This window comes from Nonomuraea diastatica (genome assembly GCF_004349015.1).
Classification (GTDB): Bacteria; Actinomycetota; Actinomycetes; order Streptosporangiales; family Streptosporangiaceae; genus Nonomuraea; species Nonomuraea diastatica.
Window position 1 is genome coordinate 1 of record NZ_SMKP01000152.1, and the last position, 26715, is coordinate 26715.

Annotated in this window: 25 protein-coding genes; 7 read left to right on the top strand and 18 right to left on the bottom strand. The window is 68.6% G+C overall.

The genetic code is table 11. The features are described 5' to 3' along the window. Positions 1–284: 284 nt before the first annotated feature. From E1294_RS38140 to E1294_RS38165, 6 genes are all read right to left on the bottom strand, one after another. The gene (locus E1294_RS38140; RefSeq protein ID WP_132515844.1) at positions 285–1499 is read right to left on the bottom strand and encodes an ROK family transcriptional regulator; all 1215 of its coding nucleotides are present in this window, start codon (positions 1497–1499) and stop codon (positions 285–287) included. Then, on the bottom strand, positions 1496–2341 hold the full coding sequence (locus E1294_RS38145; protein ID WP_132515845.1) for a DUF6807 domain-containing protein: 846 nt from the start codon (positions 2339–2341) through the stop codon (positions 1496–1498). Before E1294_RS38145 ends, E1294_RS38140 begins: the two co-directional genes overlap by 4 nt. Positions 2342–2405: 64 nt before the next feature. Beyond that, entirely contained in the window at positions 2406–3725 is a 1320-nt protein-coding gene (locus tag E1294_RS38150) for a Gfo/Idh/MocA family protein (RefSeq protein WP_132515846.1), read from the bottom strand. Further along, positions 3722–4585 (bottom strand): carbohydrate ABC transporter permease, encoded by an 864-nt coding sequence (locus tag E1294_RS38155; protein WP_132515847.1) that lies wholly within the window; start codon positions 4583–4585, stop codon positions 3722–3724. The genes E1294_RS38150 and E1294_RS38155 overlap by 4 nt, the downstream gene beginning before the upstream one ends. After that, positions 4575–5495: a carbohydrate ABC transporter permease gene (locus E1294_RS38160; protein ID WP_425465247.1), complete on the bottom strand. Its 921-nt coding sequence runs from the start codon at positions 5493–5495 to the stop codon at positions 4575–4577. The genes E1294_RS38155 and E1294_RS38160 overlap by 11 nt, the downstream gene beginning before the upstream one ends. Before the next feature lie 11 nt (positions 5496–5506). Beyond that, a complete protein-coding gene (locus tag E1294_RS38165; RefSeq protein WP_132515848.1) occupies positions 5507–6826 on the bottom strand; it encodes an ABC transporter substrate-binding protein in 1320 nt (439 codons plus the stop codon). 282 nt (positions 6827–7108) lie between these two features. Here E1294_RS38165 and E1294_RS38170 point away from each other — a divergent pair, with 282 nt between their 5' ends. Then, positions 7109–8614, top strand: coding sequence for an RICIN domain-containing protein (locus E1294_RS38170; protein ID WP_220448158.1), 1506 nt, complete (start codon positions 7109–7111; stop codon positions 8612–8614). Between the two features lie 84 nt (positions 8615–8698). Beyond that, entirely contained in the window at positions 8699–10147 is a 1449-nt protein-coding gene (locus tag E1294_RS38175; RefSeq protein WP_132515849.1) for a glycoside hydrolase family 43 protein, read from the top strand. Between the two features lie 157 nt (positions 10148–10304). On the opposite strand, the gene E1294_RS38180 is transcribed toward E1294_RS38175, so the two are convergent. The 6 genes from E1294_RS38180 to E1294_RS38205 are packed head-to-tail and all read right to left on the bottom strand — an operon-like array spanning position 10305 to position 16701. Then, complete coding sequence (locus E1294_RS38180) at positions 10305–11339, bottom strand: ABC transporter ATP-binding protein (RefSeq protein WP_132515850.1); 1035 nt, start codon at positions 11337–11339, stop codon at positions 10305–10307. Beyond that, a complete protein-coding gene (locus E1294_RS38185) occupies positions 11332–12309 on the bottom strand; it encodes an ABC transporter ATP-binding protein (RefSeq protein ID WP_132515851.1) in 978 nt (325 codons plus the stop codon). Before E1294_RS38185 ends, E1294_RS38180 begins: the two co-directional genes overlap by 8 nt. Then, positions 12306–13238: an ABC transporter permease gene (locus E1294_RS38190; RefSeq protein ID WP_132515852.1), complete on the bottom strand. Its 933-nt coding sequence runs from the start codon at positions 13236–13238 to the stop codon at positions 12306–12308. The genes E1294_RS38185 and E1294_RS38190 overlap by 4 nt, the downstream gene beginning before the upstream one ends. Further along, complete coding sequence (locus E1294_RS38195) at positions 13235–14161, bottom strand: ABC transporter permease (RefSeq protein WP_132515853.1); 927 nt, start codon at positions 14159–14161, stop codon at positions 13235–13237. Before E1294_RS38195 ends, E1294_RS38190 begins: the two co-directional genes overlap by 4 nt. A 10-nt stretch (positions 14162–14171) precedes the next feature. Beyond that, positions 14172–15725 carry an ABC transporter substrate-binding protein gene (locus E1294_RS38200; RefSeq protein WP_132515854.1) on the bottom strand — a complete coding sequence of 518 codons (1554 nt, stop codon included), beginning with the start codon at positions 15723–15725 and terminating at the stop codon, positions 14172–14174. A 43-nt stretch (positions 15726–15768) separates the two neighbouring features. Next, a complete protein-coding gene (locus E1294_RS38205) occupies positions 15769–16701 on the bottom strand; it encodes a 5-dehydro-4-deoxyglucarate dehydratase (protein ID WP_132515855.1) in 933 nt (310 codons plus the stop codon). A 93-nt stretch (positions 16702–16794) separates the two neighbouring features. On the opposite strand from E1294_RS38205, the gene E1294_RS38210 reads away from it, so the two are divergent. Further along, on the top strand, positions 16795–17580 hold the full coding sequence (locus E1294_RS38210; RefSeq protein ID WP_132515856.1) for an IclR family transcriptional regulator: 786 nt from the start codon (positions 16795–16797) through the stop codon (positions 17578–17580). 337 nt (positions 17581–17917) lie between these two features. Here E1294_RS38210 and E1294_RS38215 read toward each other — a convergent pair whose 3' ends face one another. The 3 genes from E1294_RS38215 to E1294_RS38225 all read right to left on the bottom strand — a co-directional run bounded on the left by E1294_RS38215 (position 17918) and on the right by E1294_RS38225 (position 20543). After that, complete coding sequence (locus tag E1294_RS38215; RefSeq protein ID WP_246083596.1) at positions 17918–19531, bottom strand: multicopper oxidase family protein; 1614 nt, start codon at positions 19529–19531, stop codon at positions 17918–17920. Beyond that, positions 19528–19929, bottom strand: coding sequence for a hypothetical protein (locus tag E1294_RS38220; RefSeq protein WP_132515857.1), 402 nt, complete (start codon positions 19927–19929; stop codon positions 19528–19530). Before E1294_RS38220 ends, E1294_RS38215 begins: the two co-directional genes overlap by 4 nt. A gap of 98 nt (positions 19930–20027) precedes the next feature. Beyond that, entirely contained in the window at positions 20028–20543 is a 516-nt protein-coding gene (locus tag E1294_RS38225; RefSeq protein WP_132515858.1) for a carboxymuconolactone decarboxylase family protein, read from the bottom strand. Positions 20544–20707: 164 nt separating this feature from the next. On the opposite strand from E1294_RS38225, the gene E1294_RS38230 reads away from it, so the two are divergent. The 3 genes from E1294_RS38230 (at position 20708) to E1294_RS54935 (ending at position 22872) form a co-directional block, all read left to right on the top strand. Continuing rightward, a complete protein-coding gene (locus E1294_RS38230) occupies positions 20708–21934 on the top strand; it encodes a cytochrome P450 (protein WP_132515859.1) in 1227 nt (408 codons plus the stop codon). Between the two features lie 10 nt (positions 21935–21944). Next, on the top strand, positions 21945–22139 hold the full coding sequence (locus E1294_RS38235) for a ferredoxin (protein ID WP_132515860.1): 195 nt from the start codon (positions 21945–21947) through the stop codon (positions 22137–22139). A 307-nt stretch (positions 22140–22446) separates the two neighbouring features. Then, positions 22447–22872, top strand: coding sequence for a DoxX family protein (locus E1294_RS54935; RefSeq protein ID WP_220448159.1), 426 nt, complete (start codon positions 22447–22449; stop codon positions 22870–22872). Positions 22873–23699: 827 nt separating this feature from the next. On the opposite strand, the gene E1294_RS38250 is transcribed toward E1294_RS54935, so the two are convergent. Beyond that, on the bottom strand, positions 23700–24491 hold the full coding sequence (locus E1294_RS38250; protein ID WP_132515861.1) for a phytanoyl-CoA dioxygenase family protein: 792 nt from the start codon (positions 24489–24491) through the stop codon (positions 23700–23702). A 101-nt stretch (positions 24492–24592) separates the two neighbouring features. Between E1294_RS38250 and E1294_RS38255 the strand changes: the two genes are divergently transcribed. Continuing rightward, on the top strand, positions 24593–25507 hold the full coding sequence (locus E1294_RS38255) for a helix-turn-helix transcriptional regulator (RefSeq protein WP_132515862.1): 915 nt from the start codon (positions 24593–24595) through the stop codon (positions 25505–25507). A 309-nt stretch (positions 25508–25816) separates the two neighbouring features. On the opposite strand, the gene E1294_RS38260 is transcribed toward E1294_RS38255, so the two are convergent. Together E1294_RS38260 and E1294_RS57525 are read right to left on the bottom strand one after the other, a co-directional pair. Next, on the bottom strand, positions 25817–26158 hold the full coding sequence (locus E1294_RS38260; RefSeq protein ID WP_132515863.1) for a hypothetical protein: 342 nt from the start codon (positions 26156–26158) through the stop codon (positions 25817–25819). 21 nt (positions 26159–26179) lie between these two features. Next, on the bottom strand, positions 26180–26314 hold the full coding sequence (locus tag E1294_RS57525; RefSeq protein WP_281284574.1) for a hypothetical protein: 135 nt from the start codon (positions 26312–26314) through the stop codon (positions 26180–26182). Positions 26315–26715 lie beyond the last annotated feature (401 nt).

Genomic DNA, 26715 nt, shown 5'->3' on the forward strand with positions numbered 1-26715 from the left:
GGGTAGGCGGGTGTGTGAGCATGGCAGGCCGCTGGACTGCCCGGCGCGGCATGCGTCCTTCACTCACCGATCTACCGACGGCAGGTGCTGCACTACCCGCTGCCTGATGACGCCTACCCTGGACAGGCTCATCGCGCTCGTGATCCGCGCCATAGGTCCCGCTCGCGCCGGCTGACCTCGCGGAGTTGGTCGCGTGCCCGACCTGGGAGCCGCTCGCCTCCCACGAGGGCCTGACCCTGCCCGCCTCGATCCAGCGGTGACGCCGCTGTGGACATGGCGAGGGTTCAGGCCGTGCCGGCGGTCTGCCGGGCAAGCCATGACGTTGGGTGTTGCCTGATCTCGTCAATGGACGTCAGCGCCGCGCCGATGACCGCGGCGTCGGGGCCAAGCACCGCGGGCCGAATCGCGATGGGTGCCCACGAGGCGGTCAGCACGCGCCTGTCCATCTCGGCCTTGACGATGTCGATGATCCACGACGACAGCAAGGAGAAGCTGCCTCCCAGCAACACGGTGTTCACGTCCAGGATGTTCAGCATGCTCGACAGCGCGATACCCAACGCTGTGCCGGCCCGTTCGAGCGCCGCCAGGGTCAGCGGAGCGCCGGTTTCGGCCCGATTAATGATGACAGCGTCCGGCGTGACGTCTGCCGGCGCGCTCTCCTCACCCAGGATGGTCGACAGGCTGGCATACGTCTGGAGACATCCGCGCGATCCGCACGGGCATGGCTCGCCATCCGGATGCACGCTGACGTGCCCGAGTTCGCCGCTCCAGCCGCGGGTGCCGCGCATGAGTTGTCCCTCCAGCACGATGCCCGCGCCGATGTCGAGCCCTCCGGAGACGTAGACGAAGCTGGTGTCCGTGGGCCCGCCGGCGTACATCTCGCCCAGGGCGGCTAGGTTGGCCTCGTTGTCGACGGTGACGGGCAGGCCGAGGCGGTTGCGCAGCGGGCCAGCCGCGTCGACGCAGCGCCAGCCGAGCGCGGGCGCCGACTGCACGACCCCGTCGCGGACCGGTCCGGGGACGGCGAGCGTGGCGTTGACGACGGTCAGCTCGGCGGCCACGGCGGCCACGGCGGCACGGGCCATCGAGGCGAGGTCCGCCAGTACGGTCGGCGCGTCGGAGCGGGGCGCGGGATGGAAGGACAACTGCCGCACGGTGCCGGTCAGGTCCACGACGCAGGCGGCCAGGCCGTCGGCGCGGATGTCGAGCCCGAGCCCGGCCGGGCCGGTCTTGGATAGGGTCAGCCCGACCCGGGGCCGCCCGGCGCGCCCGTTGTGAGTGACGGCGGACTCGGTGATGAGGCGGCCGGTCAGCAACTCTTCGACGATGCGGGTGATCGTGGGACGCGTCAGGCCGGTGGCGTTGGCCAGTTCGGTACGGGAGATGGGCCGGTCGGCGGTCACAATGTGCCGGAAGACCAGTTCCAGGTTGAGGCTGCGCAGACTCTCCTGCCGGACCGCGCTGTCCGGCAGGCGGCCAGAGCGGAGGTGGCTCATCATGCGACCGACCGGGCGAGCTTGGCGGCGACCTCGGGATCGAGAGGGCCGTCAACCACAACGGTGATCACCTGTCGTGCGATGGACCCGCCGGGGGCCAGCGTCAAGGGCTCGTCCCAGGCCAGCGCGGAACAGACGCCCAGGTAGTCGCGGGCGCGCACGAACCACCGGTCACGCGCGGTGGCCGCATCACCGGGCAGGAAGAGCAGACTCCAGCTGTTCGTGGTGACCGCGACCCAGTCCGCCGCCCGCCCGTGGATCGGCTCGACCCCCTCGCCGAAGGGGGAGAGCACGGTCGCGTGGGGCTCGGCGGAGCCCCGCCAGAAGAACCCACCGTAACCGGCGCCGATCCGGCCCTTGGCCGCTGGGCTGCACACGGTCAGTGGCCGTTCGGTGGCATTGGTCAGCTGGGTGTGGACGCTCAGCGCCCACGCGGCGGAATCCACCGCCCGGCAGCCGATCACCCGCCGCTCCCGCAGCAGGACGCTCTCGTCCGCGCCGACCCAGTCCAGCAGGTGCGCCAGGCCGGACCCGGCCCGGCGCAACCAGCGCCGGTGCACCTCCTGGCCGTGATTGTTCAGCCAGGCCGGCCCGTGCCCGGCGACGAAGGTGCGCCCGCCCCAGAAGTTGCACCCGTCGATGTCAGGGAAGGCGACACTGATTCCGTACTGGTGAGAGTGGGAATCGGGCGCGGCGTCGGTGACCGTCCGGCCTCCCAGAGTGCGCACCGGATGCAGGTAGGGTCGGGGCGAGCTGGACAGGGGCAGTTCGGCCTGCCAGACGTAGCGGGCCACCTCGTGTCCGGAGACACTCAGCACGGCGACGCCTTTCGGGGGAACTCGCATGGGCACCTCGCCGACTCTCCACATCTTCCACTGCCGGGAGCGTACGACAGTTCGACGAGAACGCTCATCCCGGCAGGTCGAGCTCTTCCAGGAGTACGGCGCGGCCGGTGCGCAGTGATTCGTTGCCGGCGATCCCGGTGAGCACGCTGGCGGCGCCGTCGGCGAAGCCGGCGGCCCGGTGCAGCGGGTCGTCTCGGGCGCCGAGAAAGGCGTCACGGAGCAATGCCGCGTCACCACCGCCATGCCCGCCCGCTCCGGCGGGGACCGGGATCAGCCTGGCGGGCTCCCAATGGCGCTGCAGGGTCAGCCGGGTGCCGCGGACGCGCACGCCTTCAGCGCCGCTGGACCGCTCCTCGGCCGCGCTCAGGTCGATGCCCAGGTTGGCGGAGGCGGTCGCCGCCCCGATGGTCGCCCCCGCGCCGCCCGGTGCCGCGTGCGCCCGCTCGACGACTTCCAGCTCTATCCGCCCCGCCGTGCCGTTGATCGCGACGCGGTAGCCCTCCCACGGGCAGTGCGCGTGCAGGCTGTAGGACATCGACGCGCCCCGCTGGTAACCGATCACGACGTTGAGGTTGTCCTCGATGGTGATGCCCTCGGAGAAGACGTCGCGGTCGCGGACGTACCCGTCCAGGTGCTCGCCGTCGTGGTACAGCTCGCGCAGCCGCTCGTCGGCGGTGACGTCGATGGAGAACGGATCACCGGGCAGGAAGCCGCGCGAGGGCCGGGGAACCAGCCCTCGCCGCCGGGCGTTCTCCGCGCCGTAGAAGCGCAGTCCACCCCGGGCGAAGACGACCTCCGGCCGGTCGGCCAGCCACCAGTTGACCAGGTCGAAGTGGTGGGTCGCCTTGTGCACGAGCAGCCCGCCCGACATCGCCTTGTCCCGGTGCCAGCGCCGGAAGTAGTCGGCGCCGTGTACGGTGTCGAGGCACCACTCGAAGGTGACCGAGGTGACTTCGCCGATCTCCGGGATCAGCTGCTTCACCAGTGAGTTGCGTGGCGAGTAACGGTAGTTGAAGGTCACCGTGAGCTCCGCTGCACCGGAATCCAGGGCCTCTCGAATCTGCCGCACGCCGGCCTGGTCGGTGGTCATGGGTTTCTCGACGATCACGTCTACCCCGTGCCGCAGCGCGCGGCTGACGTAGTCGGCGTGGGTATGGTCGGGGGAGGCGACCACGACCACATCGCACTGCTTGAGCAGGTCGTCATAGCTGTCGGGGTCGTAGTGGGACAGCGGCGACCCGGCGAGGCGGTCGTAGTAGGCCATGCGCACCTCGTTGGTGTCGCAGAAGGCCACCGGTCGGCCGAGTTCGGCGTAGGGCCCGAGGAGCGCGGCCAGGTACATCTGGGCCCGCGACCCGGTGCCGACGAAGGCGTAGCGTCTCATTTCAGTCCCGTGGTGGCGATGCCCTTGACCAGGTACTTCTGGCCGGCGATGAAGAAGCCGATGACCGGCGCGAGCGAGACGAACGACATGGCGAACATCTGGCCCCACTGCGACTGGCCCTCGGAGTCGATGAACTGACGCAAAGCCAGCGGCACGGTGTAGAGCTCCTGCTCGGTCAGGTAGAGCAGCGGGCTGAAGAATTCGTTCCAGGACGAGATGAAGGTGAAGATCGCCGTCGTCGCGAAGGCGGGCTTGCACAGTGGCAGGATCACGCTCCAGAAGATACGGAACGTGCCCGCGCCGTCGATGCGGGCCGCCTCGTCGAGTTCCCTGGGCAGAGAGCGGATGAACTGCACCATCAGGAAGATGTAGAACGCGCTGGTGGCCAGGAAGTTCGGCACGATCAGCGGGAAGAAGGTGTCCAGCCAGCCCATCTTGTTGAACAGGATGTACTGCGGGACCAGCAGCACATGGCCGGGGAGCATCATCGTGCCGAGCGTCAGCGCGAAGAACAGCTTGCGGCCGCGGAAGTTGAGCCGGGCAAAGGCGTAGGCGGCCAGCGAGCACGACAGCAGGTTGCCCAGGATGGTCAGCGCCGCGATGACCATGGAGTTGACCAGGTAGAGGTCGAAGGGATACGCCAGGGCCGTCCAGCCCGCGATGTAGTTGGAGATGTCCCACTCGGCGGGCCACAGCGACAGATCTTTGAAGATCAGATCGTTGGGCTTGAGCGAGCTGGCCACCAGCCACGCGAGCGGGTAGAGCATGACCCCACCGGCCAGGCAGAGCAGCAGGTGCTTGCCGAAGCGCCTGCGGCGGCTGTTGCCGATGCGATCGAGGTAGCTTTCGTCAGTTGCCATAGTGCACCCACCGCTTGGCCAGGAGGAAGTTGAGAGCGGTGAAGGCCGCGATGATGATCAGCAGCATCCAGGCCATCGCCGAGGCGTAACCCATGTGGAACTGCTCGAACCCCTGCTTGTAGAGGTAAAGGTTGTAGAAGAGCGTCGAGTTTGCCGGTCCGCCCTTGCCGCCGCCGAAGATGTAGCCCTGCGTGAAGGTCTGGAAGGACGAGATCAGCGATTGGATCAGGTTGAAGAAGATGATCGGGCTGAGCAGCGGCAGCGTGATGCTCCGGAACTGCTGCCACTTGTTCGCCCCGTCGATCGCGGCGGCCTCGTAGTACATCGCCGGGATCTGCCGGAGGCCGGCCAGGAAGATCACCATGGGTGAGCCGAACGTCCAGATGTGCAGGATGATCAACGTGGTGAGGGTGAAGTCAGGGTCGGAGGTCCAGGCGATCTTCTCGATGCCGAAGAAGCCGAGGAAGGCGTTGACGATGCCGTTGAGGCCGAAGATGTAGCGCCACAGCAGCACCAGCGCCACGCTGCCGCCCAGCAGCGAGGGCAGGTAGAAGACCGCCCGGTAGAGCGGCAGGCCGCGCACCCCGCGATTGAGCAGCATGGCGACGCCCAAGGCCATCGCCAGCGAGAGCGGGACCGACACGAAGGTGTAGACGAACGTGACCTTGACCGACTGCCACCAGGTGTCGTCGGAGAACATCTCGGCGAAATTCTCCAGGCCGATCCAATTCGGCGTGTTCAGCAGGTTGTAGTCGGTGAACGACAGGTACAGCGAGGCGAAGAAGGGGATGATCGTGAAGGCCATCCCGAGGAACCAGGGCAGGATGAACAGGTACCCCGACCGATCCTGGCGCGGCTTGGCCACCTGGGGTGGATTCACCGGAGCGCCGGACACGGCCGGGTCCTTCACGGGCGTGACCGTCACTGCGACAGGGCCTCCGCCGCTTCGTCGATGATCTTCTTGGCGGCCTCGGCCGAGGTCACGCGTCCGTGCTCGACCTCGGGCGCGACCGCGGACAGAGCATCCTGGATGGCGCTGGCGCCGACGGGGTACGGCGGGACCGACAGCAGCGTCTCCTTCTGCAGGTCGATCAGGTAGTCGGTGGCCACCTGGTCGTCCTTGTCCAGCGACGGCTTGATTGCGTCGGCGACGGCGCTGCTGGCCGGGACGCCGCGGGTGGTCTTCATCGCCTTGCCGCCCGCCACGTCGTTGATGAGGAAGTTGAGCAACTTCAGCGCCTCGGCGGGGTGCTGGGAAGCGGCGGCTATCGACCACAGGGCCGGAGTGCCGATGTTCATGCCGCGGCGCTCGCCGCCGGCCTCGCCCGGGATGCGCAGCAGCTGCAGGTTGCCGCCGGAAACCTGGTTGTAGCGCAGGAAGTTGTTGGTCGGGATGATCTGCGAGGCGATCGTGCCCTTGGCGATGTAGGACTGCTCGGGCGAGGAGCCCGTCGTCTCGACGAAGCCGGCGGGCGGGAAGCCGCCCTCCTTGCGCATGTCCTCGAACATCTGGAACCACTTGGTGAGTGTGGCCTCGCTCACGCCGAACCTGCCGTCGGCGGTGAAGAAGTCCTCACCCTGCTGGGCGACGTACACGATGACGTTGGCCATGGTCGCGGGGTCGACGAGCGTGCCGTACACCTTCTTGTTGCTCTTGTCCGTCACCTCCTTGGCGAACTCGGCCAGGTCCTCCCAGCTCCAGGCGTCGCCGTCGGGAATGGTCACGCCGTACTGGTCGGTGATTGCCTTGTTGACGACGAAGCCGATGGTGTTCAGGCCCGAGGGGATGCCGTAGGTGGCGTCGCCGACCTTGGTGAGGCCCTTGGCGGCCTGGCTGAGGTTGGCCATGTCCACGGCGCCGGCGTGGTCGTTGAGATTGAGCAGGGCCTTGCGGTCGGCGTACTCCCGCAGGGAGTCCATGCGCATCATCATCAGGTCCGGCGGGTTGCCGGCGGCGAAACGGGTGGCCAGCTTGTCCTTGTAGGGGCCGCTGTCCTGGTACTCGGTCTTGATGGCGATGGTCGGGTTCTGCTTCATGAAGAGGTCGAGGGCGGCCTGTGTCTTCTCCGCGCGGTCGGCGTCGCCCCACCAGACCATGTTGAGCTCGGTCTTGCCGGACGCGGGGTCACCGCCACCGCCGAAGCCCCGGCCGCAGGCCGTTAAGGCGACTCCCAGGCCGGAGAGCCCGGCCATCTTCATCAGCTCGCGGCGATTCAACGCTGTGCGGGCTCGTTCCTTCATCGGGCGCCGGTCCCTTCATGAGAAATCCACATACATCCCCCGAGGTGGAGGTCACGTTACGGCTGGCCATCGGTTGCGTCAATCCATGAAACTAATAGTTACCGAAATCCATTGACTCTAATTTGACGGCGTTATTACAGTGAGGGCGCAGCTGCCGGGAGTGCTTCTCACGAACCCCGCGCTCCCCTGGCACGTGGACTCGATCGTGCCCACGTGGCCCATGTCCGACCCGGTGACCGCCGCTCGGCGTTCCTTCCTGCCAGGGTGAAAGGAGCCACTCCCGTGAGATCGTTCGCCTTACCCCGCCACCGCCGCGACGTCGCCGCGCCGGCGGCCGCCGCCGCTCTGCTGCTGACCGCGACACTCGCCCTCGTCGCGCCCGGGCGCGCCACCGCGGCCGACGCGCCCGCAGCCGGCGGGACCTACCGCATCGTCGGCAGCGAAAGTGGCAAGTGCCTCGACATCAAGGATCACAGCACCGCCAATGGCGCCAAGCTCCAGCAGTGGAGCTGCGGCTCCGCCACATCCACATGGCAGCACTTCAAGGTCGTGGCCTCTTCCGGCGGCCGGGTGAACCTCGCCAGTGCCAACAGCACCCGCTGCCTGGACGTCCCCTCCGCCAGCACCTCCATCGGCGTGCAGATCCAGCAGTGGGGATGCGGCGACGGCACCAAGGCCAACCAGCAGTGGACCTTCACCAACCCGGCCTTCGGCCTCCACCAGATCGTCGGAGTCAACGGCCTGTGCTTGGGCGTCTCCTCCGGCTCCAACGGCTCGCCCGTCACGCAGAACACCTGCGGCACCAGCGGCTCGCAGCGGTGGGCCTTCCAGCCGGTCGACGGCTCCACCCCGTCTCCCACGCCGACCGATCCTGGTACGTCCCCGAACACGCCGGACGGTTTCGCCGCCCTGCCCGGCGAGGGGCACGGCCCGACCACCGGCGGCGCCGGCGGCCGGACGGTCACCGTGACCAACCAGGCGGACCTCGACCGCTACGTCACCGCAGCCGAGCCGTACACCATCAAGGTCGCCGTGCCGATCACCATCACCCCGAAGGGCACTGAGCTGCGGGTGGCCTCCAACAAGACCATCATCGGCGCCGGAACCCAGGGACAGATCGTCGGCGGCGGATTCTTCCTCGGTGGCGTGCACAACGTGATCATCAGGAACCTGACCATCCGCGACACTCTGATGCCCGAAGACGATCCCGGCGACGACGACTACGACTACGACGCCATCCAGATCGACAGCGGTCACCACATCTGGATCGACCACAACCGGCTGGCCCGGATGAACGACGGCCTGCTCGACAGCCGTAAGGACACCACCAACATCACCGTCTCGTGGAACCACTTCAAGGAGAACCACAAGACCTTCGGCATCGGCTGGACGCCCAACGTCACCGCGAAGATGACGATCCACCACAACTGGTTCCAGAACACCCAGGCGCGTAATCCCAGCGCCGACAACCTCGCCGCGGTGCACCTGTACAACAACTACCTGCAGGACATCACCGGCTACGGCCACCTGTCCCGCGGCTCCACCAAGGCCGTGATCGAGAACAGCTACTTCGAGAACGTGCTCGATCCCTACTACGTCCAGGACGACGCCGAGCTGGTCCAGCGCGACAACGTCGTCGTCGACAGCCGCTGGAGTGCCGGCAAGCTCAAGGAGCGGGGCGGCGCGTTCGACCCGCGCTCCTTCTACCCCTACACCCTCGACCGCGCGGCGGATGTACCCGCGCTGCTCCGTGCCGAAGCCGGGCCACGGCCCGACATCGGCACCTGACAGCTGGACGCCACCGACTCCCGGCGCGGATCGACAGGCAGAGCCGACCGAGCCGGCTTTCCCCTGACTGAGGAGCGATGCACCGTGCCGGAGGGCACCTACCGCAATCCTGTGCTGAACGCCGACTGGTCCGACCCCGACGTCATCCGCGTGGGTGACGACTTCTACCTGACGGCCTCCAGCTTCTCCAAGGTACCGGGCCTGCCCATCCTGCACTCCCGCGACCTGGTCAACTGGTCGATCGTCGGGCACGCCCTGGACGAACTGGAGGGCCTGACCAAGCCGGAACCCGGCTGCAGGGTCTGGGCGCCCTCCCTGCGCCACCACGACGGCAGATTCTGGATCTTCTACGGGGACCCGGACCGCGGCATCCACGTCCTGACCGCGACCGACCCACGCGGCCCGTGGAGCCGCCCACACCTGATCAAGCCGGGCCAGGGCCTGATCGACCCCTGCCCGTTCTGGGACGACGACGGCGCAGCCTACCTCGTCCACGGCTGGGCCAAGAGCCGTAGCGGCGTGAACAACCGGCTGACCCTGCACCGGATGGACCCCGACGCCCGGCGCCTCCTCGACGCGGGCCAGGTCGTCATCGACGGCGACTTGCTGCCGGGCTACCGCACCCTGGAGGGTCCGAAGCTCTACAAACGCGACGGAGACTACTGGATCTTCGCTCCCGCCGGAGGCGTGACGGACGGCTGGCAATCGGCCTTCCGCGCCAAGGACATCGCCGGGCCGTACACCGACCGGATCGTCCTGGAGCAGGGCGACACGGATGTCAATGGCCCGCACCAGGGCGCCTGGGTGGATGCGCCCGACGGCTCCCACTGGTTCCTGCACTTCCAGGATCGCGGGCCGTTCGGCAGGGTGGTGCACCTGCAGCCCCTGCGCTGGTCGGAGGACGGCTGGCCGATCGTCGGCGACGCCGGCCGGCCGGTGCCCGGCAGCCGGATGCCGGTCCCCGGGCAACCTGCCGCCGCACCGGCGAGCGGCGACGCGTTCGCCAGCGGGAAGCTCGGCGCGCAGTGGCACTGGCCGGTCAACCCCGGGCCGGCCTGGTGGAAGGTGGAGGACGGGACGCTGAACCTGGCGTGTCTGCCCGGTCCGGACGACCTCAGGGAACGCGGCAACGTGGTCGGTCAACGGTTGCCCGGCGGGCGGTTCACGGCCCGCACCTCGCTGACGCTGGACGCCGCGCCCGGCTCGCGCGCCGGGCTGGCGATCCTGGGGCACGCATACGCGTGGCTGGGCGTGGAGCTCACCGCCGAGGGACCTGTCCTGGCCTGCCGTACAGCTGACGCGGGACAGACCGAGCGTGACCTCGTCGCGCCGATGCCGTTGCGGCAGCCGAAGGCCGAACTCACCGTAGAGGTGGATGACGACGGCCGCTGCCTCCTCACCACCGGCGGAGTCTTCAACGCGGTGCCCGGCAGGTGGGTGGGTGCCGTCATCGGGCTTTTCGCTGCGGGGGGCGCGGGCCGGGCAGGATTCCAACGGTTCGACATCGACCCCGGCGGCAGACAGGACAGCTGACTCCTCGCGATGTGTGCGACGGGCTTGCCGGTCTCCTTGACGATGCGCACCGCCCCAGCCCGGAACTCCGGATCAAGGCGACGCCTCGTGGTTCCTGCCGCGACCAAACCTTTCTTGGTTCGATCTCCCACGCTACGAGGGGAAGCCCAGCAAGCCCTTACTCTCCCACCACGGACCCGGCTGCCTTTTCCTGGAGCGGGAAGTGGCAGGCGGCCGCGTGCAGCAGCTCGTCGCCGGATGATTCCAGGGGTGGCGCCTCCTGGGCGCAGAGTTCCCGGGCCTTCCAGCAGCGGGTACGGAAGCGGCACCCCGATGGCGGGTCGAGGGGGGAGGGCACCTCGCCCTTGAGCAGGATTCGTTCACGCCGCGCCCCTGGGGTGACGTCCAGCACCGGCGCCGCGGACATCAACGCGGCGGTGTAGGGGTGCAGCGGCCGGTCGAACACCTGCTTCGTCGGGCCGGTCTCGACAATGCGGCCGAGGTACATGACCGAGACGCGGTCGGCGACGTGGCGGACGACGGACAGGTCGTGGGAGATGAACACGTACGACACGCTGAGCCTGGCCTGCAGGTCGGTGAGTAGGTTGAGCACCTGCGCCTGGACGGACAGGTCGAGCGCTGACACGGGCTCGTCGCACACGATGATGTCGGGTTCGAGGGCGAGCGCCCGGGCGATCCCCAGCCGCTGGCGCTGGCCGCCGGAGAACTCCTGCGGGTACCGGCGGGCGTCGCTCGCCCGCAATCCAACCATCTCGAGGAGTTCGGCGACCCGCTTGCCGCGCTCCTTCACCGGTACGAGGTCGCGATGGGTCCGCCACGGTTCGCCGACGATGTCCTCGGCGCACAGCCGGGCGTTGAGCGACGCGAATGGGTCCTGGAACACCATCTGGACCCGCCGGCGCCACTTCAGCAATTCCTTGCCGCGCAGCGTGAACGGGTCGGTGCCCTCGAACCTGACGCGGCCCCGGTCCGGGCGCTCCAGCATGAGCAGGACCCGGCCGAGGGTCGACTTGCCGCAGCCGGACTCTCCGACCAGGCCCAGCGTCTCGCCGTGTCCCAGGTGCAGGTCGACCCCGTCCAGCGCGCGCAGGCGGGCCCGACCAGCCGCGTGGAAGGTCTTGCTCACCCCTGCCACATCGAGCAGGGGAACGGCCGTCTCCTCGGCGAGCGTCGGTGTGGCGGGCTCAGTCATCGGCCAGTTCCTTCCAATGATGGCATGCGGCCAGGCGTCCGGGTCCGGCCTCGGTGAGGATCGGGCGCTGCTCCGCGCACACGTCGCCGGCGATCGGGCAGCGTGCGCGGAAGGCGCAGCCCGAGGGCACGGAGTGCAGGTCGGGCGGGCTGCCCGGGATGGACCGCAGGTTGGTGCCACGCGCCACCTCGGCCGGCACCGAGTCGAGGAGCCCGCGGGTGTACGGGTGGCGGGGCCTGGAGAACACCTCCGCCACCCGGCCTGTCTCGACGATGCTGCCCGCGTACATGACGGCCACGTGATCGGCCTGCTCGGCCACGACCGCGAGGTCATGGGTGATCAGGATCAGCGCCGTCCGCTGTTCGGTACGCAGTTCGCGCAGCAGCTCCATGATCTGGGCCTGCACGGTGACGTCGAGGGCGGTGGTGGGCTCGTCGGCGAGCAGCACCTTGGGCCGCAGGGCCATCGCCAGCGCGATGAGCAGTCGCTGGCGCATGCCGCCGGAGAACTGGTGCGGATAGGCGCCGGCGCGGGCGCCGGGCTCGGGGATGCCGACTCGTTCCATCAGCTCGACTGCTCGTGCCCGCGCGGCGCGGCGCGAGAGCCGCTCGTGGATCCGGAACGGTTCGGCGAGCTGGGCGCCGACCGTCTGGACGGGGTTCAGCGCGGTGAGCGCGTCCTGGAACACGATGGCCAGGCCGGGGCCGGCCAGCCGCCGGCGCTGTGCCGGTGACAGGGTGAGGAGGTCGGTGCCGTCGAAGCGGACGGCGCCGCCCGCCACGTGAGCCACCGGGTCAAGGAGTCCCACGATGGCCTGCGCGGTCATGCTCTTGCCGCAGCCCGATTCGCCCAGGAGCGCCAGTGTCTCGCCAGAGCGGACGGCGAAGCTCACCTCGCGTACGGCGCGCACCGTCCCCGCGGGGGTGCGAATGTCGACGGCCAGCCGATCCACCTCCAGCACCGGGGTCACGGCTTCACCTCCTTACTCGTGCGGCGAGAGCGGGGCAGCGTGAGCCGCCACCGCTGGCCCGGGTCCATGGCCAGGCGCGCCCAGGACGCGAGGACGGTCGCCGAGACGGTGGTCACCACGATGGCCAGCCCCGGGAAGACGGCGATCCACCAGGCACTCTGCAGCACCTGCCGGCCTTGGGCGACCATCAGGCCCCAGCTCATGTCCGGTGGCTGGATGCCGATGCCCAGGAAACTCAGCGACGATTCGGTCAGCATCACGAAACAGAAGTCCAGGGTCGCGACGGTGAACAGAGTGGGCAGCACGGTCGGTGCCACGTGCCTGCCGATGATCGCCCAGCTCTTGGTGCCGAACGTGCGCGCCGCGTCGACGAACAGCCTGCTCTGCAACTCGGCCGACTCCGCCCGGGCGGCACGCAGGTAGATCGGAATCCGCGCGATCGCCAGGACCAAGATGATGTTCCCGGCGCTGGGCGAGAAGACGTACAGCACGACCACGGCCAGCAGCAGCGACGGGAAGCTGAGGATGACGTCGGCGATGCGCATGGCGAGGTTCTCCCGCCATCCTCGGTGGTAACCCGCCCACATCCCGCAGACCGAACCGACCACGAGGGAGATCACGACGGCCGGGACGGCGACGGAGAGCGTCGTGCCGCTCGCCACGATGAGCCTGGCGAGCAGGCTGCGTCCGAGCGAGTCGCTGCCGAGCACGAAGGCCCATCCGTCGTCGAGGCTGAACGGCGGCCTGTTGATCGCCCTCAGGTTCTGCTTCACCGCCAGGTCGCCGAGCAGCATCGGCCCCACGAGGGCGGAGGTGGCAACGACCAGGAGGATCACCACCGCCAGGCACGCGAACCGGTCCCGTAGCAGCAGCCGCCACCAGGTTGTCCGACGGATGGTGGCCGCGGCAGGGACATCCACGAGACTCATGCCGTCACCCCCTGACGGACGCGGGAGTCCAGGAGCGCATAGCAGGCGTCAATGACAATGTTGAGCGCGAAGATGGTGATCGCGGTCACCAGAACGGCGGCCTGCAGCACCGCGAAGTCGCGCTGCAGGATCGACGTGATCATCAGCTTGCCGATGCCCGGCCAGCCGAAGATCGTCTCGACGACCACAGCCCCGTTGACCAGCCCGACCGTCAGGTCGCCTGCCACGGTGAGCGCCGGCGGCGCGGCGTTGCGCAGCGCGTGGCCGAAGACCACCCGCAGCTCTCCCGCGCCCTTGCTCCGGGCGACCTTGATGTACGGCGCCGACAACGCCGTGACCATCGCCCCGCGCACCACCTGCACGAGCACGCCGAACGGCCGGATCAGCAAGGTGATCACCGGCAGCACCCACGCGGCCGCCCCCTCGGTGCCCGAGGTGGGCAGCCAGCCGAGCGCCACGGCGAAGACCAGGACGCCCATGATGGCGAACCAGAAGTCCGGCATGCTCGCCGCGGTCGTCGAGGTGAAGCTGGCGACCCGATCGGCCAGGGAGTTCGGGCGGTAGGCCGCCCAGCTGCCGATGACGATCGCGCCGATGACGGCCAGGACCATGGTGGTGCCCGCCAGCTGCAGCGTCGCGGGGAAGGCCCGCAGCACCGCGTCGGCGGCGGGTTCCGCGGTCCGCAGCGACTCGCCGAAGTCCAGCCGGACGACCTGAGCCAGGTAGTCACCGAACTGGACAAGCATCGGCTGGTCGAAACCGTGCCGGGCGGCGAACTCCGCCCGCATCTCCGGGCTCGCGCTGAGGGGCAGATAAAGATTCGCCGGGTCGCCGGTGAGGCGCGCCAGATAGAACACGCCGAGGATCACGACGACCAGCGGGATCGCGCTCGAGGTGATGCGACGCCGCAGGAAGGTCAGCACGCTCGCCTCCTCAGCCGGCCGGGTGCATCTCGGCGAGACGCATCTCGTCGTTCGTGGCGGCGTTGGGCTTGTAGGTGACCTTCTTCGACAGCGCGAGGATGCCCGTCATGTGCGCGAGGACCGCGTCCCGTACGACGTCCTTGTTCTGGTGCTCCAGCGCCTTGGCGAACGCCGCCTGGCGCTCCTCGCCCGAGGCCTGCTCGGCCTCGGTGATCAGCCCGTCCAGCTCCTCGGTGCCGTAGCTGCTCTGCGCGCCCTTGCTGCCGTAGATCTGGCCCATCGTGAAGGCCGCGTCACCCGCCTGGTTGCCGTGCTGGGCCTGCAGCAGGGTAGGGCCGGCGTTCTTGGGGAACGGGGCCAGCAGGTACTCCAGCCAGGCGTTCACGTCCAGCATCTGGATCTTGACCGAGAGCCCGGCCTCCATGAGGGAGTTCTGCACGACCTCCATCGCTTCGGCGGCCTTGGGGTAGATGCCGTTCCGGCCGATGATCGTGATGGTGGCGTCCGTGGGGACGCCGTCCGCCTTGGCCTCCGCGATCAGCTTCTTGGCCTGCGCCATGTCGTACGGCCAGGGCTGGATTGCCGAGCTGTGACCGGTCACGCCTGCGGGAACGACCTGCCCCGCCGGCTTGCCCAGCCCGGCGAAGACCGAGGCGACGAGGCCTTCCTTGTCGATGGCGTAGCTGATCGCCTGGCGAACGCGGATGTCGTCGAGTGGCGGCTTGGTGGCGTCGATGCGCAGGTAGGAGGTCTCGTTGTTGGGGAACTGCACGGCGGCCTCTCCGGCACCGTCCTCGGGGGCGAGGCCGACCGCGACGTCGGCCTCGTCACTCTGGATCATGGCCGCGCGGATGCTGCCTTCGGCCCGCCAGACGTATTCCGCCGCCGCGAAGTCCGGCGCCTTGCCCCAGTATCCGGCGAACCGCTCCAACCGCAGGCTGCGGCCGGTGTCCCACTTCGCGATCCTGTACGGGCCGGTGCCGACGGCCTCGCGGACCTTGCTGGTCGTGCTCGTGGTGGCCGGCACGATCTCGACGAACGACAACCGCAGGGGAAGGATCGGGTCCGGCTTGGCCGTCTTCACCCGGAGAGTCGAGTCGTCCACGGCCGTCGCCGTGAGCTCGATGCCGCCGAAGACGTAGCCGTCCACATTGCAGTCGATCTTGGATCCGACGGTGCGGTCGATGGAGAAGGCGGCCGCCTTGGCGTCGAACGCGGTCCCGTCGTGGAACTTGACGCCCTTACGCAGGGTAAAGGTCCACTCGGTCGGTGAGTCCTGCTTCCACTCCGTGGCCAGCGCCGGCTGGAGCTGGCCGGAGCCCGGGTCGCGCTCCGTGAGCGCCTCGGTGATGTTGGAACGGGTGACGCGCCCCGTCGCGGTGAGGGAGGCGTCGCACGGCTCCAGCGTCGGAGGTTCCTCCGGCAGCACGATGCGAACGGTGCTCGCCGCGCCGGACGAGGGCTCCGGGCCGCTGTTGGCAACCGAGCAGGCGCCTGCGGGCACCATGACGCCGAGCGCCAGGAGGACGGAGGCAGCCTGACGGCGGCGTGGGGTGGTGATCATGATTCCTCCGAATCGCCTGCCCCGGGGACGGGCAAGTCTTGTGCTAGGCGACGGGCGTCGCGCTGAGAGCGGCGAGGCCGCGGTCGATGATGCGGGCGAGTTGCTCGCGGTGCTCCGGAGTGACCTCCGCCAGAGGCGAGCGGACGGGTCCGGCGGAGCGGCCGCGGATGTCCAGGCCGGCCTTGATGAGGGAGACGGCGTAGCCGGGGGTCGACTTACGCAGATCGGCCAGGGGTGCGTAGAACTCGCGCAGCAGGAGGTCCTGGGTCGCCTCGTCGCCGTTCTCGAACGCCTGGAAGAAGGCGACGGCGACTTCCGGGACGAAGGCCAGCACCGCCGAGGAGTAGGCGCGGGCGCCAAGCCCGGCGTAGGAGCGGGCGAAGACCTCGGCGGTCGGCATGCCGTTCAGCAGTGGGAGCCGTCCCGCGGTGGCGGCGTGGATGAGCTGGAGCAGCTCCATATCGCCGTGCCCGTCCTTCAGCGCGACGATGTTGTCCACTTCGGCGAGCTCGGCCACCGCCGCGGGAGAGAAGATCGCCGTGCCCCGCTGGTAGAGGACCACGTCCAGGTCCGTGGCGGCGGCCACCTGCCGGTAGTGCGCCACGAGACCGGTTGGCGGCCCGACCTGCAAGTACGGCGGGAGCACCAGCAGGCCATCGGCGCCGGCGGCCTGCGCGGCGCGTGCGAACTCCGCAGCCGTCCGCGTGCCGCCGCCAGCCCCTGCGAGCACGGGGACCGTTCCGGCGACATGCTCGACAGCGGCCCTGACCACCGTCTGGTGCTCGGCGGCCGTCAGCGACGCCAGCTCCCCGGTGCCGCACGCGACGAAGATCGCACTGGGCTTCGCGGCGAGCACTTCGGTGAGATGGGTTGTGAAACGGGGCAGGTTCACGTCCCCTGATCCCGTGAACGGCGTGACGGGGAAGGCGAGCAGGCCCAACAGGGATGCGGCGACTCGTGAAGCGGCGGGGGGCATCAAGAACAACCTCTTGTCTACATATAGAGACGATGTCTATATTTGTAGCCGAGACACTAAGTCGGTGTTTCAACACACGTCAAGAGGTGGCCGATGACGCAACACGTTTCGGACCCGTTGCCTGAACCCGCCGAGGCCGGAGGGGGCGTACGCAGCGTCAAATCGGCCGAGCGGACCATTGCGGTGCTCGAATACCTCAGCTCGGCCGATCACGCGTTATCGCTACGCGAGGTGACCACCGGCCTGTGCCTCCCTCGGGCGAGTGCCTACGCGCTGCTCGCCACACTGGTGAACACGGGCTGGATCGAAACCGACGACGCCGGCCGCTACCGGATCGGCCTGCGCGCGCTCCGCGCCGGGGCGTCGTACGTCGAGCACGACGACGTGGTCAAGCGGGCACAGACGGTGATGAACGAGCTGAACATCGAGCTGGGCGAGACCATCCACTTGGCTCGCCTCGACGGCGCGGAGATCGTCTACCTGGCCACCAACATCTCCCGGCACTCCCTCGCCGTCATCTCCCGGCCCGGCCGGCGCCTGCCCTCATGGGCGACCGGCCTCGGCAAGGCGATTCTCGCCGGGCGTCCCTGGGATGAGGTCGACCAACTCCTGCCCGAGACCCTGGAACCACGCACCGTCCACACCTTCACCGACAGGGCGGCACTACGCACAGAGCTCGAGGAGATCCGGCGCCGCGGTCACGCCATCGACGAACAGGAGTCGACCATCGGCCTACGGTGCTTCGCCGTCGCCCTCGACTTCGCCTCGCCCCCGAACGAGGCCCTCAGCTGCTCCGTCCCCGTCGTTCGTCTCGATGCCGACCACGAGGAGGCAATCGTCACCGCCCTGCTCCGGGCCCGGACGCGCATCATCCGCTGAGCGGCCGTCTCGCGGCGGCCACGGCAATCTCCTCGCCGGCGCCGAGCGGGGCCCCGGCATCGGGCCATGTCCACAACCGCCACTGAGAGTCTCGCGGAAGCCCTCTACGCCTGGCACCGGGGCCTGGCAGGCCGGCGGGGTGGAGAGATTGCGGTCGAAGGGGCCGAGCGGGTCGCCCTGCCGGTTGGACGAATCGCAGGCGGGTCTCGGACAACCTCACCGCGCAACGGGGCACGTGCGACCTGATCAACCTCCCGTCCCGTTGACAGCGGGCCCGCAGTGCTGCGGGCCCGCCGGTTGCCATGGCTGGGGTGCGAGAGCACCCTCCGGCCGGAGCTCACATCGTTTCGAAGTTGCCCATCATGCCCATGTCTTCGTGTTCGAGGTTGTGGCAGTGGAACATGTAGCGGCCTCGGTACCCGTCGAACCTGGCGATGACCTCCACAGCCTCTCCCGGGTTGAGGTCGACGGTGTCCTTGAGACCGATGCCGTGCGGGCCGGGTGCGTGGCCGCCTCGGGAGAGCACCTGGAAGTTCACCAGGTGCAGGTGGATGGGATGGTGCAGGTCGGCGACGAAGCGCCAGATCTCCACGTCCCCGAGTCGGGGGCGCGCGTCGATGCGGGTCGGGGAGAAGGGTTGGCCATCGATCAGCCAACCGTGCCGGTCGCCCATGAGGCCGCCGCGGAAGGCGAACTCGCGGGTCACCGTCGCCTGTGCCCGTTCGAGCGGTTCGATCTCGCTGAGCAGGGCCGGGATGGCGCTGTCGTCCTCGGCTCGGCGCGCGACCAGGAAACGCATGACCCGCTCGGTCGGGCCGCTGCCGAGCCGGTTGACGAGGGTGACCTCGGTGCCGACCGGGTAGCGGCCGAAGTCGACGACAAGGTCGAAGCGCTCTGCGGGGGCGACAGGCACGCTCTCGTGCGTTCGCGGTGCGGCGAGCAACCCCTGATCGGAACCGATCTGGGTGAACGCCTTGCCACCGGGTGGTGGCGGGTCGAGCGCGAGCTCGTAGCGGCGCGCGTTGGAGGCGTTGAGCACCCGCAGCCGGTGCCTGGTCGCCGGCACCTCCGCCACCGGCCACGGCGCCCCGTTGACCAGGATCACGTCACCCATCACACCCTCTACATAGGACTCATCGACGCCGGGCACAGTGCGCAGCGTGTTGTCGATCGAGGGGTAGCGGAACGAGCCGTCCTCGGCGAAGGACCGGTCGCAGATCATCAGCGGCAGCTCACGGTCGCCGTGTGGCAGGGGAAGCGCGTCCTCCACCTCGTCGCGTACCAGGTGGAACCCTGCCAGGCCGCGGTACACGGCCGGTCCGGTGAAGTCCATGCGGTGGTCGTGGTACCACAATGTCGCCGCGCGCTGCCGCAATGGGTAGACATAGTCGCGGGCGCCCATCGTCACCACGGCGTCCGGATCGTGCATGTACATGTGTTTGCTGGGTCCGTTGTGGATGTTCCCGGCAGCGCCGACCGGCAGGACCAGGTCGGTGGCGTAGCCGTCCGCGTCCGGCGGGGTCCGGCCGCCGTGCAGGTGCACGACGGTGGGTACGGGCAACTCGTTGCGGTGGTGAACGCTGGTGGTGCGACCGGAGCGGGACTCGACGGTCGGGCCGGGGAACGTGCCGTCATAGCCCCAGATCGGCGTGGACAGGCCGGGCAGTATCTCCGCCGTCGCCTCGCGCTGGACGATCTCGTAACGGTCGGCATCGCCCTCGCGCCGGACCGGCTGAAGCACCCGGGGAACCGGCAGCGGCACCCGGAACGGCTCGGGCAACGGCACCTGGCTCGCCAGCAGCTCACCGGTGCTCCGCACCGGGCCGAGCAACCGCGACCCACCAAGCCCAGCGGCGACCACGATCCCGGCCCCGCCGGCCAGACCGAGAAACCCGCGCCGGGACATCGGCCGCGCCCGCGGTGACATCGGTTCGCCGGCATTCTCGCTCACGCTGCCACCGCCACGGGCTGGGGCCGCCACAGCGCCACGAGCAGAACCGTCGTCAGGATGGCCAGGACGACCCCAAGCGGTACGTGCAGGTCCAGCGCGCTCGCCTGACCGGCCAGATACTGCCCGATCTCGCCGAGCACAAGCAGCAAGCTCACCCAGGTCGGCCAGCGCACCCCACCGCGCCACCACAGCACCACCGCGCAGGCCAACTGCGCCAACCCCACGGAGGTCACGACATCGGCGACGGTGGCATGGACGCCGAGCATGTCGTAGTCACCGCTCAGATACCGCCCCGCGAACACCGCCTGACCGAAGACCGCGACAGCATGGGCCGAGGCGGTCACCCGTAGCACGGCCAACGGCCAACGCCCGCGCACCGGTACTGGTTTGTCTTCCATGCAGCATCCCTTTGATCGGCTGGCCTCGCCCGTCGACCGGAGGAGCCCGCATGTTCCGAACCCTCGAAACCCGTGCTCTTCCGCCCAGAGCGCGGGTGTCACCTGCTGTAGTTCTTTCCCGGAGCCCTGCCGGGGATCGGCTTGGCGATCAGGGCGACGGGGATGTAGTAGCAGATCTGACCGATCACCAGGGTGAGCGTCCACAGTGCCTTGTCGTCGTAGTGCGCGGCGACCCTGGCGAACAACTCGTCTGGCACGCGCTCCCCGAACGGGTTCGGCGCGAGAACGGCCTCCACGAGCTCCAAAGCGACTCGCTCCGCGTCGGTGAAATAGGGAGCGTCCCGCCACGACGCCACCGCCGTAATGCGTTCCTCCGTCTCCCCGGCCTTGCGGAGCTCACCGGTTTGCCGAACGGTGTGGTAGGTGCTGCCGACGATTTGTCCGGCACGGAGCTGCACCAGATTCACAGTGGCCTGCGGAACAGCACCGTTCCGGATCGCCTTGGCCATCACCCCGGAGATTTCCCCCGCCCCAGGGAGAAACTCGAAGGGGGCAGGCAACCGGGACCGAAGACCGTCCGTGTCTTTCGTGGTGTCCGTCGTTGGCGTGGACATAGCGAGGCATTCCCTTTCGCTTGCTGGATCGTTTCTCAGTTATCCGACGACGCAATCCCTCGAAATGTGAGGTCACAACGTGACCAGGCCGCCGACCTCACACTTCGGCGTGCTGTCTCGTCGAGGTAGTGAGGAGCAGACGCAGCATCACTGGGAGGTCAGTCATGACGAAGAGCGTTGCCGGCGTACTCGCCGGCCTGGAGTTGCCGGTCGAGCGCGGCTGCCCGTTCGCCCCGCCCGTCGAGTACGAGTGGCTGCGCGAGCAGGCGCCGATCAGCAGAGTCCGGCTGGTGAGCGGCACCGAGGCGTGGTGGGTGTCCGGGCATGCGGCAGGCCGTGCCATCCTCAACGACCGCCGCTTCTCCTCCGACCGGCGCAAGGACGGCTTCCCGGACTTCGTCTTCGACGCGGCGACCCAGCAGCAGCTCCGCAGCCAGCCGCCGTCGATGCTCGGCATGGACGGCACGCAACACTCAGCGGCCCGGCGTGCGGTGCTCGGTGAGTTCACCGTGAAGCGGTTGGCCGCGTTGCGTCCGCGGATTCAGGACATCGTCGACCGATTCATCGACGACATGCTCGCCACCGACCAGCGCCCGGTCGACCTGGTGCAGGCCCTTGCCCTGCCGGTGCCCTCCCTGGTGATCAGCGAACTGCTCGGCGCGCCCTATACCGACCACGACTTCTTCCAAAACCGCACCACCACCGCGGTGCACCGGGCCTCGTCGCCGCAGGACCGCCAGCGAGCCGTCGCCGAACTCCGCGCCTACCTCGACGATCTGATCACCCGCAAGGAGTCCGAACCCGGCGACGACCTGTTCAGCCGACAGATCGCCCGGCAACGCCAGGGAGGCACCCTCGACCACGCGAGTCTGGTGAGCATGGCCTTCCTGCTGCTCACCGCCGGACACGAGACCACCGCGAACATGATCTCGCTCGGCGTGCTCGGGCTACTCAACCACCCCGAGCAACTGGCCCTGATCACGGCCGACCCGAACAAGACGCCCATGGCCGTGGAGGAACTGCTGCGCTACTTCGCCATCGCCGACCTGGTCGTCTCCCGGGTGGCCACCGAGGACGTGCAGATCGGCGGAGTGAGCATCAAGGCCGGCGAGGGCGTCGTCGTCTCCAGCCTGTCGACCAACTGGGACCCCACGACGTTCGAGAACCCGGCCGAACTGGACGTCGAGCGCGGCAACCGCCACCACCTCGCCTTCGGATTCGGCCCCCACCAGTGCCTCGGCCAGAATCTGGCCCGCCTGGAACTACAGATCGTCTTCGACACGCTCTTCCGCCGCATCCCGACCCTGCGACTCGCCGCGCGAGTCGAAGGCATGCCGTTCAAGACCGACGCCGTCATCTACGGCGCCTACGAACTCCCGGTCACCTGGTAGGGCAGAAACGATGCGGATCAAAGCCGACACCGGAGTCTGCGTCGGCTCCGGCCAATGCGTCCTAACCGAGCCGACCGTATTCGACCAAGACGACAACGGCATTGTGGTTCTGCTGACCGACCACCCCAACGACCAGACCACACCACAGGCACGCGACGCCGTCGCCCTGTGCCCATCCCGAGCCCTCACCATCCTGCAGGAGTAAGTCGGGGAAACGCACTTTCGCTGCACGACACCCCGACCACTCCCGGCGACACCGAATGCACCGTCGGCGGGGCCAGCACCATCCGACACCCGGCCTGATGCGTGCGATCTACCCGCGCCGAAAGACACGCCGAGCCAGCCCCATGCGATCGGACGGCACACCACCGCACCGTCGGGACATCGTGGGCGTCCCCACCAGGTCCGCCAGATCGGCCTCTCCCTCGGGGTGGCCACGCCCATTGTGGGATCGCCGATCGGCACCAGCGGCCTCGAACGACGTCGCTCACCACCCTGCAACGAGAATCTGCATGAACATGCCAGATCGATTTGACGAGGAAGCTGAGTTGCACACTCAAACGACCAAAACATTCCGGCACGCGACCGACAAGAAGTCAGACACCGCCGCACGAATCGACTGGAACCGGATCCGCCCCATCGCCTTTTGGGCCACCACACTTGTCATCGCCTTCGAGTTGGCTTCTGGATCGGTGTGGAATCTCATGACAATCGAATGGGTGGAACTCCAAATGCAACACCTGGGATACCCGCACTACTTCGACTACATTTCAGGCACGTGGCAGGGCGCCGCAGCCGTCGCGATCATCGTGCCCAGGTTCCCGCTGATCAAGGAATGGGCGTACGCGGGTGTCTTTCTCCTGTGGACGGGTGCCGCGGCGTCACATCTGGCAGCGGCGACGGTCTTGAGCTGTGGTGGGTGCCGCTGTTGTTCGTAGCGTGCGGCATCGCGTCGTGGGCGCTGAGGCCGGCCGACCGTCGGCTCACGGAGACGCGGCTCCGTCGGGACCGCCCCGCCGAAACCGGACAGGATGGGCCCGGTCAGCCGGAATCCCGCCCGCGCGCTTGGGCCGTTCCGATCGGCCTCCTCGTTGTTCTGTATGCCGCTTCGTTCCTGACTTTGCCCGTGGTCGAAGACTTCACGCACGAGTGGGCAGTCGAGCTCGGCTGGATCGACGCGTAGCGGCCCCGAAGCTCTCGACGTCTCGCCGGCCTATGGTCCTACGACACCGACGTGGACGCACGAAATCAGCGCCGCAACCGGGTTCCGGGCCCTGCGTGATGGCGACCTTCTACGGCGTCATCTGTCCCATGTATCACAGCAGTCTGACAGAGAGGGGTCCGATCTGGAACCGGCCGTGATCGAGTCCGTCGTACAGGGCGCCGTGCCCGCGCCGGTGCTCGGCCACCAGCGTCAAATCACCAGCGACCGCACCGGTACGTCCGCGCATAACACCGCCTCGACCAGCTCATCGGAGCGGGCTGACAGGCAGTGGTAGAACTCTCGGCGGAAGCCTGCCAGCCCCGTCGGCGCCGGATGGGGTTCTGCTCGCGGGACGGATTGTGGGACGCCTGCTGACGCGCGTGCCAGGATGGCTGCCACGGCCACCGCCTCTCCTTGCTTCGTGTCGATAGCGAAGATGAGACGGTGGCCGCCGCACGTCACGGCGACACGCCGTAGCTCCCAGGACACAATCCGCTATGCGCGGATTCATCACCATCGCCCTGACCACGGCATACGCCCAAGATTTGGTTCAAGAACAAGCTAAGCCCAGGGCCGGGGGAATGTGTCGCCGTCCAGGCGATCGCCCACGGCGAGTCCGAGAGGATCGGTCACGATGTGCTCGCTCCCGCTGTAGCGGGTCAGCTCGTCCATGTAGATCGTGACGTGCGCGAGCCGGGGCTGGTCGGTGCGGTTGGGCAGCGCCATGTGGCCGGTGTAGCCGCTGTGGAAGGTGCAGTCGCCGGCGCGGAGCGGCACGGTGACCCGTGGGATCCAGTGCAAAGACGGGTCCATCCCAAACAGGTCTTCCTCGTCGTGGAGGTCCTGTGGGCGCAGGCCGGTGCGATCCTGGGTTCCGGGCAGGAAGGTCATGCAGCCCCGCTCCGGCAGAACGTCGACCAGCGCTATCCACGCCGACAGCGGGAGCCGGTCGCCTGCATGCGGCCAGTACGGACGGTCCTGGTGGAACTCCGTGGCGGCGTTGTTGTGCGGCTCCTTGACCAGCATCTGGTCGTGCCAGAGCCGCAGCGAGAACCCGGCGAGCTGTTCGGCGATCCGGCCGAGCCGAGGGTCGAACGTGAGCTCTCTAAGCGTCTGGTCGCGTTGCCAGACGTTGACCAGCTGGCTGAAGACGCCTTGCTTCTCCAGGCTCTCCGCACGATGCGCCTCCAGGAACGCCTCGGCGCTGGCCCGGAAGCGCTCGACCTGGCCGGGCTCGAGAACGCCTCGTACTCGGACGAAACCGAATTCGCGATACGCTGCCACAAGCTCGTCCGGCACCCGGCCGTCGGCACCGACGTCGCTGCCGGACTGCTCGGTCGTGGTCGTTGCCATCGCCGACCTCCAAGGTTCTTGCCGTTGGGATACTGCAAGCGTCGTCGAGGCGTGCCGCTCAGGGCTAGGCCGATCCGGGCGAGTACTCGTACGATCCCGACATGCCTGCCACCCTGCACGAGCACGCGCTGTTCGCCGCAGGACCGGTCTTGGCAGGTGTCCACCACTTGGATCTCGACATCGAGTCGCACGCGCACGACTTCCTTGAGATCGCGGTGATCGGAACCGGTCACGGCCGGCACGTCACCAGCCGAGGCGAGCACCCGCTGCGGCGCGGGCAGGTTATCGTGCTCCGGCCCGGCGCCTGGCACGGGTTCCGGGACTGCGCCGACCTCGTCGTCGCCAACTGCTGCCTGTCCGCCCAGGCGCTACGGACTGAACTGGCGGCGCTGTACGACATCCCGATGCTGCGCCGGATCCTGTGGACCGATCCGGTGGCATCCGGCGCGCACGGCGTGGCGGTGACGGCCGTCGATCCGGCCGCCGCCGAGGAGGCCATCGCGGAGATCAGCCTGCTCGAACGGGACCTCGGAGCCGATCAGAGCCGGCAGGGCCGTATGCTGGGCCAGCTGATCACCGTGCTCGGCGTCCTGGCCGACGGCCGTGACCCCGAACAGGAAACGCTCGGGCCCGCCATCCACCCCGCCGTCGCCGCCACCGTCGCCCGACTCGAGGCAGCGCCTGCCCATCCGTGGCGGCTGGATGACCTCGCCCGGGCGGTCAACCTGGATCCCGCCTATCTCGGCCGACTGTTCAGGCGGTATGTCGGGTTGGCGCCGCTGAGCTTCCTGGCCCGGCTGCGGGCCGAGCGAGCCGCCACGTTACTGGCACACTCGGCCCTGCCGGCTGCTCGGGTCGGCGCCGCCGTCGGCTGGGACGACCCGACCTACTTCGCCCGCCGCTTCCGGACGCTGGTCGGGCTGACGCCCACCGAGTACCGGCGACGTAGCCAATCGGCCGCCCATACTCGGCTCAGCGCCCCGGCCAAGTCTACGGGCGAGTGTAAGAGTTCCTGACTCGTTCTGCAGGCTCCGGGAATCACGCACGGATAGATCACCTTTGTCAGCTCAGACACCCGCCCAGGCCACAGGCTGCAGGCCGAGCATGGCAGGATGACTCATAAGACACGTAAGGACGCATCCTCCTCAAGGGCCGCTCTCCCGGTGCTGTTATTTCTCACCAACATTTCTGGTCGGCGCCAGCTGGGAGCGCTGTCGAAACTGACCGACAAACGCTGCTGCTTGTCGGCGACATGCCCAGAACGGGGTTACTCGTGACCACCGGCAGCGAACGTCGGCGCGCCGCCTGCACAACCGTGGTAACCGTCATTTGCTCGGGAGCGTACGGGCCGGCCTCGCGCAGGACCTCGGCCAGGCCCCGGCGCGCTGGCTAACCAGAAACGTGGGTCGTCCGGCGTGATACAGCTCGGCCAGCGCGACGGCGTCCACGGCGGTCAGCGGCCGCACGCCCGGGACCGGCCGGTCTGCTACGGCGCAGGATTTCAGCAGGGCGGCGGTGGAGTGCAACGGCCAGCCGGCGCGTTCGAAGAAGTCGCAGGCGTGGCGGCGTGCGGCGGGTATCTCAGCGGTGTGCACGATCATCATGGGATCGGTCACCAGCGCGAGCGCTTGTCGTAGCAGGGCCGTGCCCAGGCCACGTTTCTCCAAGCCCGGATGAACCACCGGCCCTCACAGCCGGGCCGGCCTGCCGGGGGCGCCCGGGTAGCGCAGCGCTGCCGCCCCGGCCAGTTCGCCCTCGTGGGAGCGAGCTTGGAGCAGCATCGTGGGGGAGCCGCTGCCCCGGGGATGGAGCCGGGAGCGCACCGGGCGGGCCGTTGACGGGCCGCTGATCCGGCCAGCCGAGCATGCCCGCGTATCCCAGCTCGGCCAGCTCCACATCGAGGGTGGTGGCCGGATGGTAGGGGGCGACGGTGATCGGCAGCGTGGTCATTGGCTGCCCTCCAGGGGAGGAGTTGCCAGCACCGGTATCGCCGCCTACAGCCGGTACGGCTGCCGTAGCCTGTGCGGCTGTTGGTGGCTGGGAGTGGGTTGGTCCGTTAGCGGCCACGGCGGCGCAGATGCTGGCGCGCCCGAGCCAGGAGGCTGGATGCAGGCTCAACGCCAGGCTCGGGGGAGTGGCATGGGTGTACAGCCGCACGTGGCTGAACGCGTCGTCGAAGGAGTGGGCGAGTTGGCGGGGTGAGGTGAACGGGCTGGGCCGGGAG

Bases quoted from the DNA above. Each gene is read 5' to 3' on its own strand.
- E1294_RS38190 (WP_132515852.1), bottom strand. From the start codon at position 13,238: ATGAGTCTCGTGGATGTCCCTGCCGCGGCCACCATCCGTCGGACAACC.
- E1294_RS38200 (WP_132515854.1), bottom strand. From the start codon at position 15,725: ATGATCACCACCCCACGCCGCCGTCAGGCTGCCTCCGTCCTCCTGGCG.
- E1294_RS38230 (WP_132515859.1), top strand. From the start codon at position 20,708: ATGACGAAGAGCGTTGCCGGCGTACTCGCCGGCCTGGAGTTGCCGGTC.
- E1294_RS38205 (WP_132515855.1), bottom strand. From the start codon at position 16,701: ATGCCCCCCGCCGCTTCACGAGTCGCCGCATCCCTGTTGGGCCTGCTC.
- E1294_RS38210 (WP_132515856.1), top strand. From the start codon at position 16,795: ATGACGCAACACGTTTCGGACCCGTTGCCTGAACCCGCCGAGGCCGGA.
- E1294_RS38145 (WP_132515845.1), bottom strand. From the start codon at position 2,341: ATGCGAGTTCCCCCGAAAGGCGTCGCCGTGCTGAGTGTCTCCGGACAC.
- E1294_RS54935 (WP_220448159.1), top strand. From the start codon at position 22,447: ATGAACATGCCAGATCGATTTGACGAGGAAGCTGAGTTGCACACTCAA.
- E1294_RS38150 (WP_132515846.1), bottom strand. From the start codon at position 3,725: ATGAGACGCTACGCCTTCGTCGGCACCGGGTCGCGGGCCCAGATGTAC.
- E1294_RS38165 (WP_132515848.1), bottom strand. From the start codon at position 6,826: ATGAAGGAACGAGCCCGCACAGCGTTGAATCGCCGCGAGCTGATGAAG.
- E1294_RS38155 (WP_132515847.1), bottom strand. From the start codon at position 4,585: ATGGCAACTGACGAAAGCTACCTCGATCGCATCGGCAACAGCCGCCGC.
- E1294_RS38140 (WP_132515844.1), bottom strand. From the start codon at position 1,499: ATGATGAGCCACCTCCGCTCTGGCCGCCTGCCGGACAGCGCGGTCCGG.
- E1294_RS38180 (WP_132515850.1), bottom strand. From the start codon at position 11,339: ATGACTGAGCCCGCCACACCGACGCTCGCCGAGGAGACGGCCGTTCCC.
- E1294_RS38235 (WP_132515860.1), top strand. From the start codon at position 21,945: ATGCGGATCAAAGCCGACACCGGAGTCTGCGTCGGCTCCGGCCAATGC.
- E1294_RS38225 (WP_132515858.1), bottom strand. From the start codon at position 20,543: ATGTCCACGCCAACGACGGACACCACGAAAGACACGGACGGTCTTCGG.
- E1294_RS38250 (WP_132515861.1), bottom strand. From the start codon at position 24,491: ATGGCAACGACCACGACCGAGCAGTCCGGCAGCGACGTCGGTGCCGAC.
- E1294_RS38220 (WP_132515857.1), bottom strand. From the start codon at position 19,929: ATGGAAGACAAACCAGTACCGGTGCGCGGGCGTTGGCCGTTGGCCGTG.
- E1294_RS38255 (WP_132515862.1), top strand. From the start codon at position 24,593: ATGCCTGCCACCCTGCACGAGCACGCGCTGTTCGCCGCAGGACCGGTC.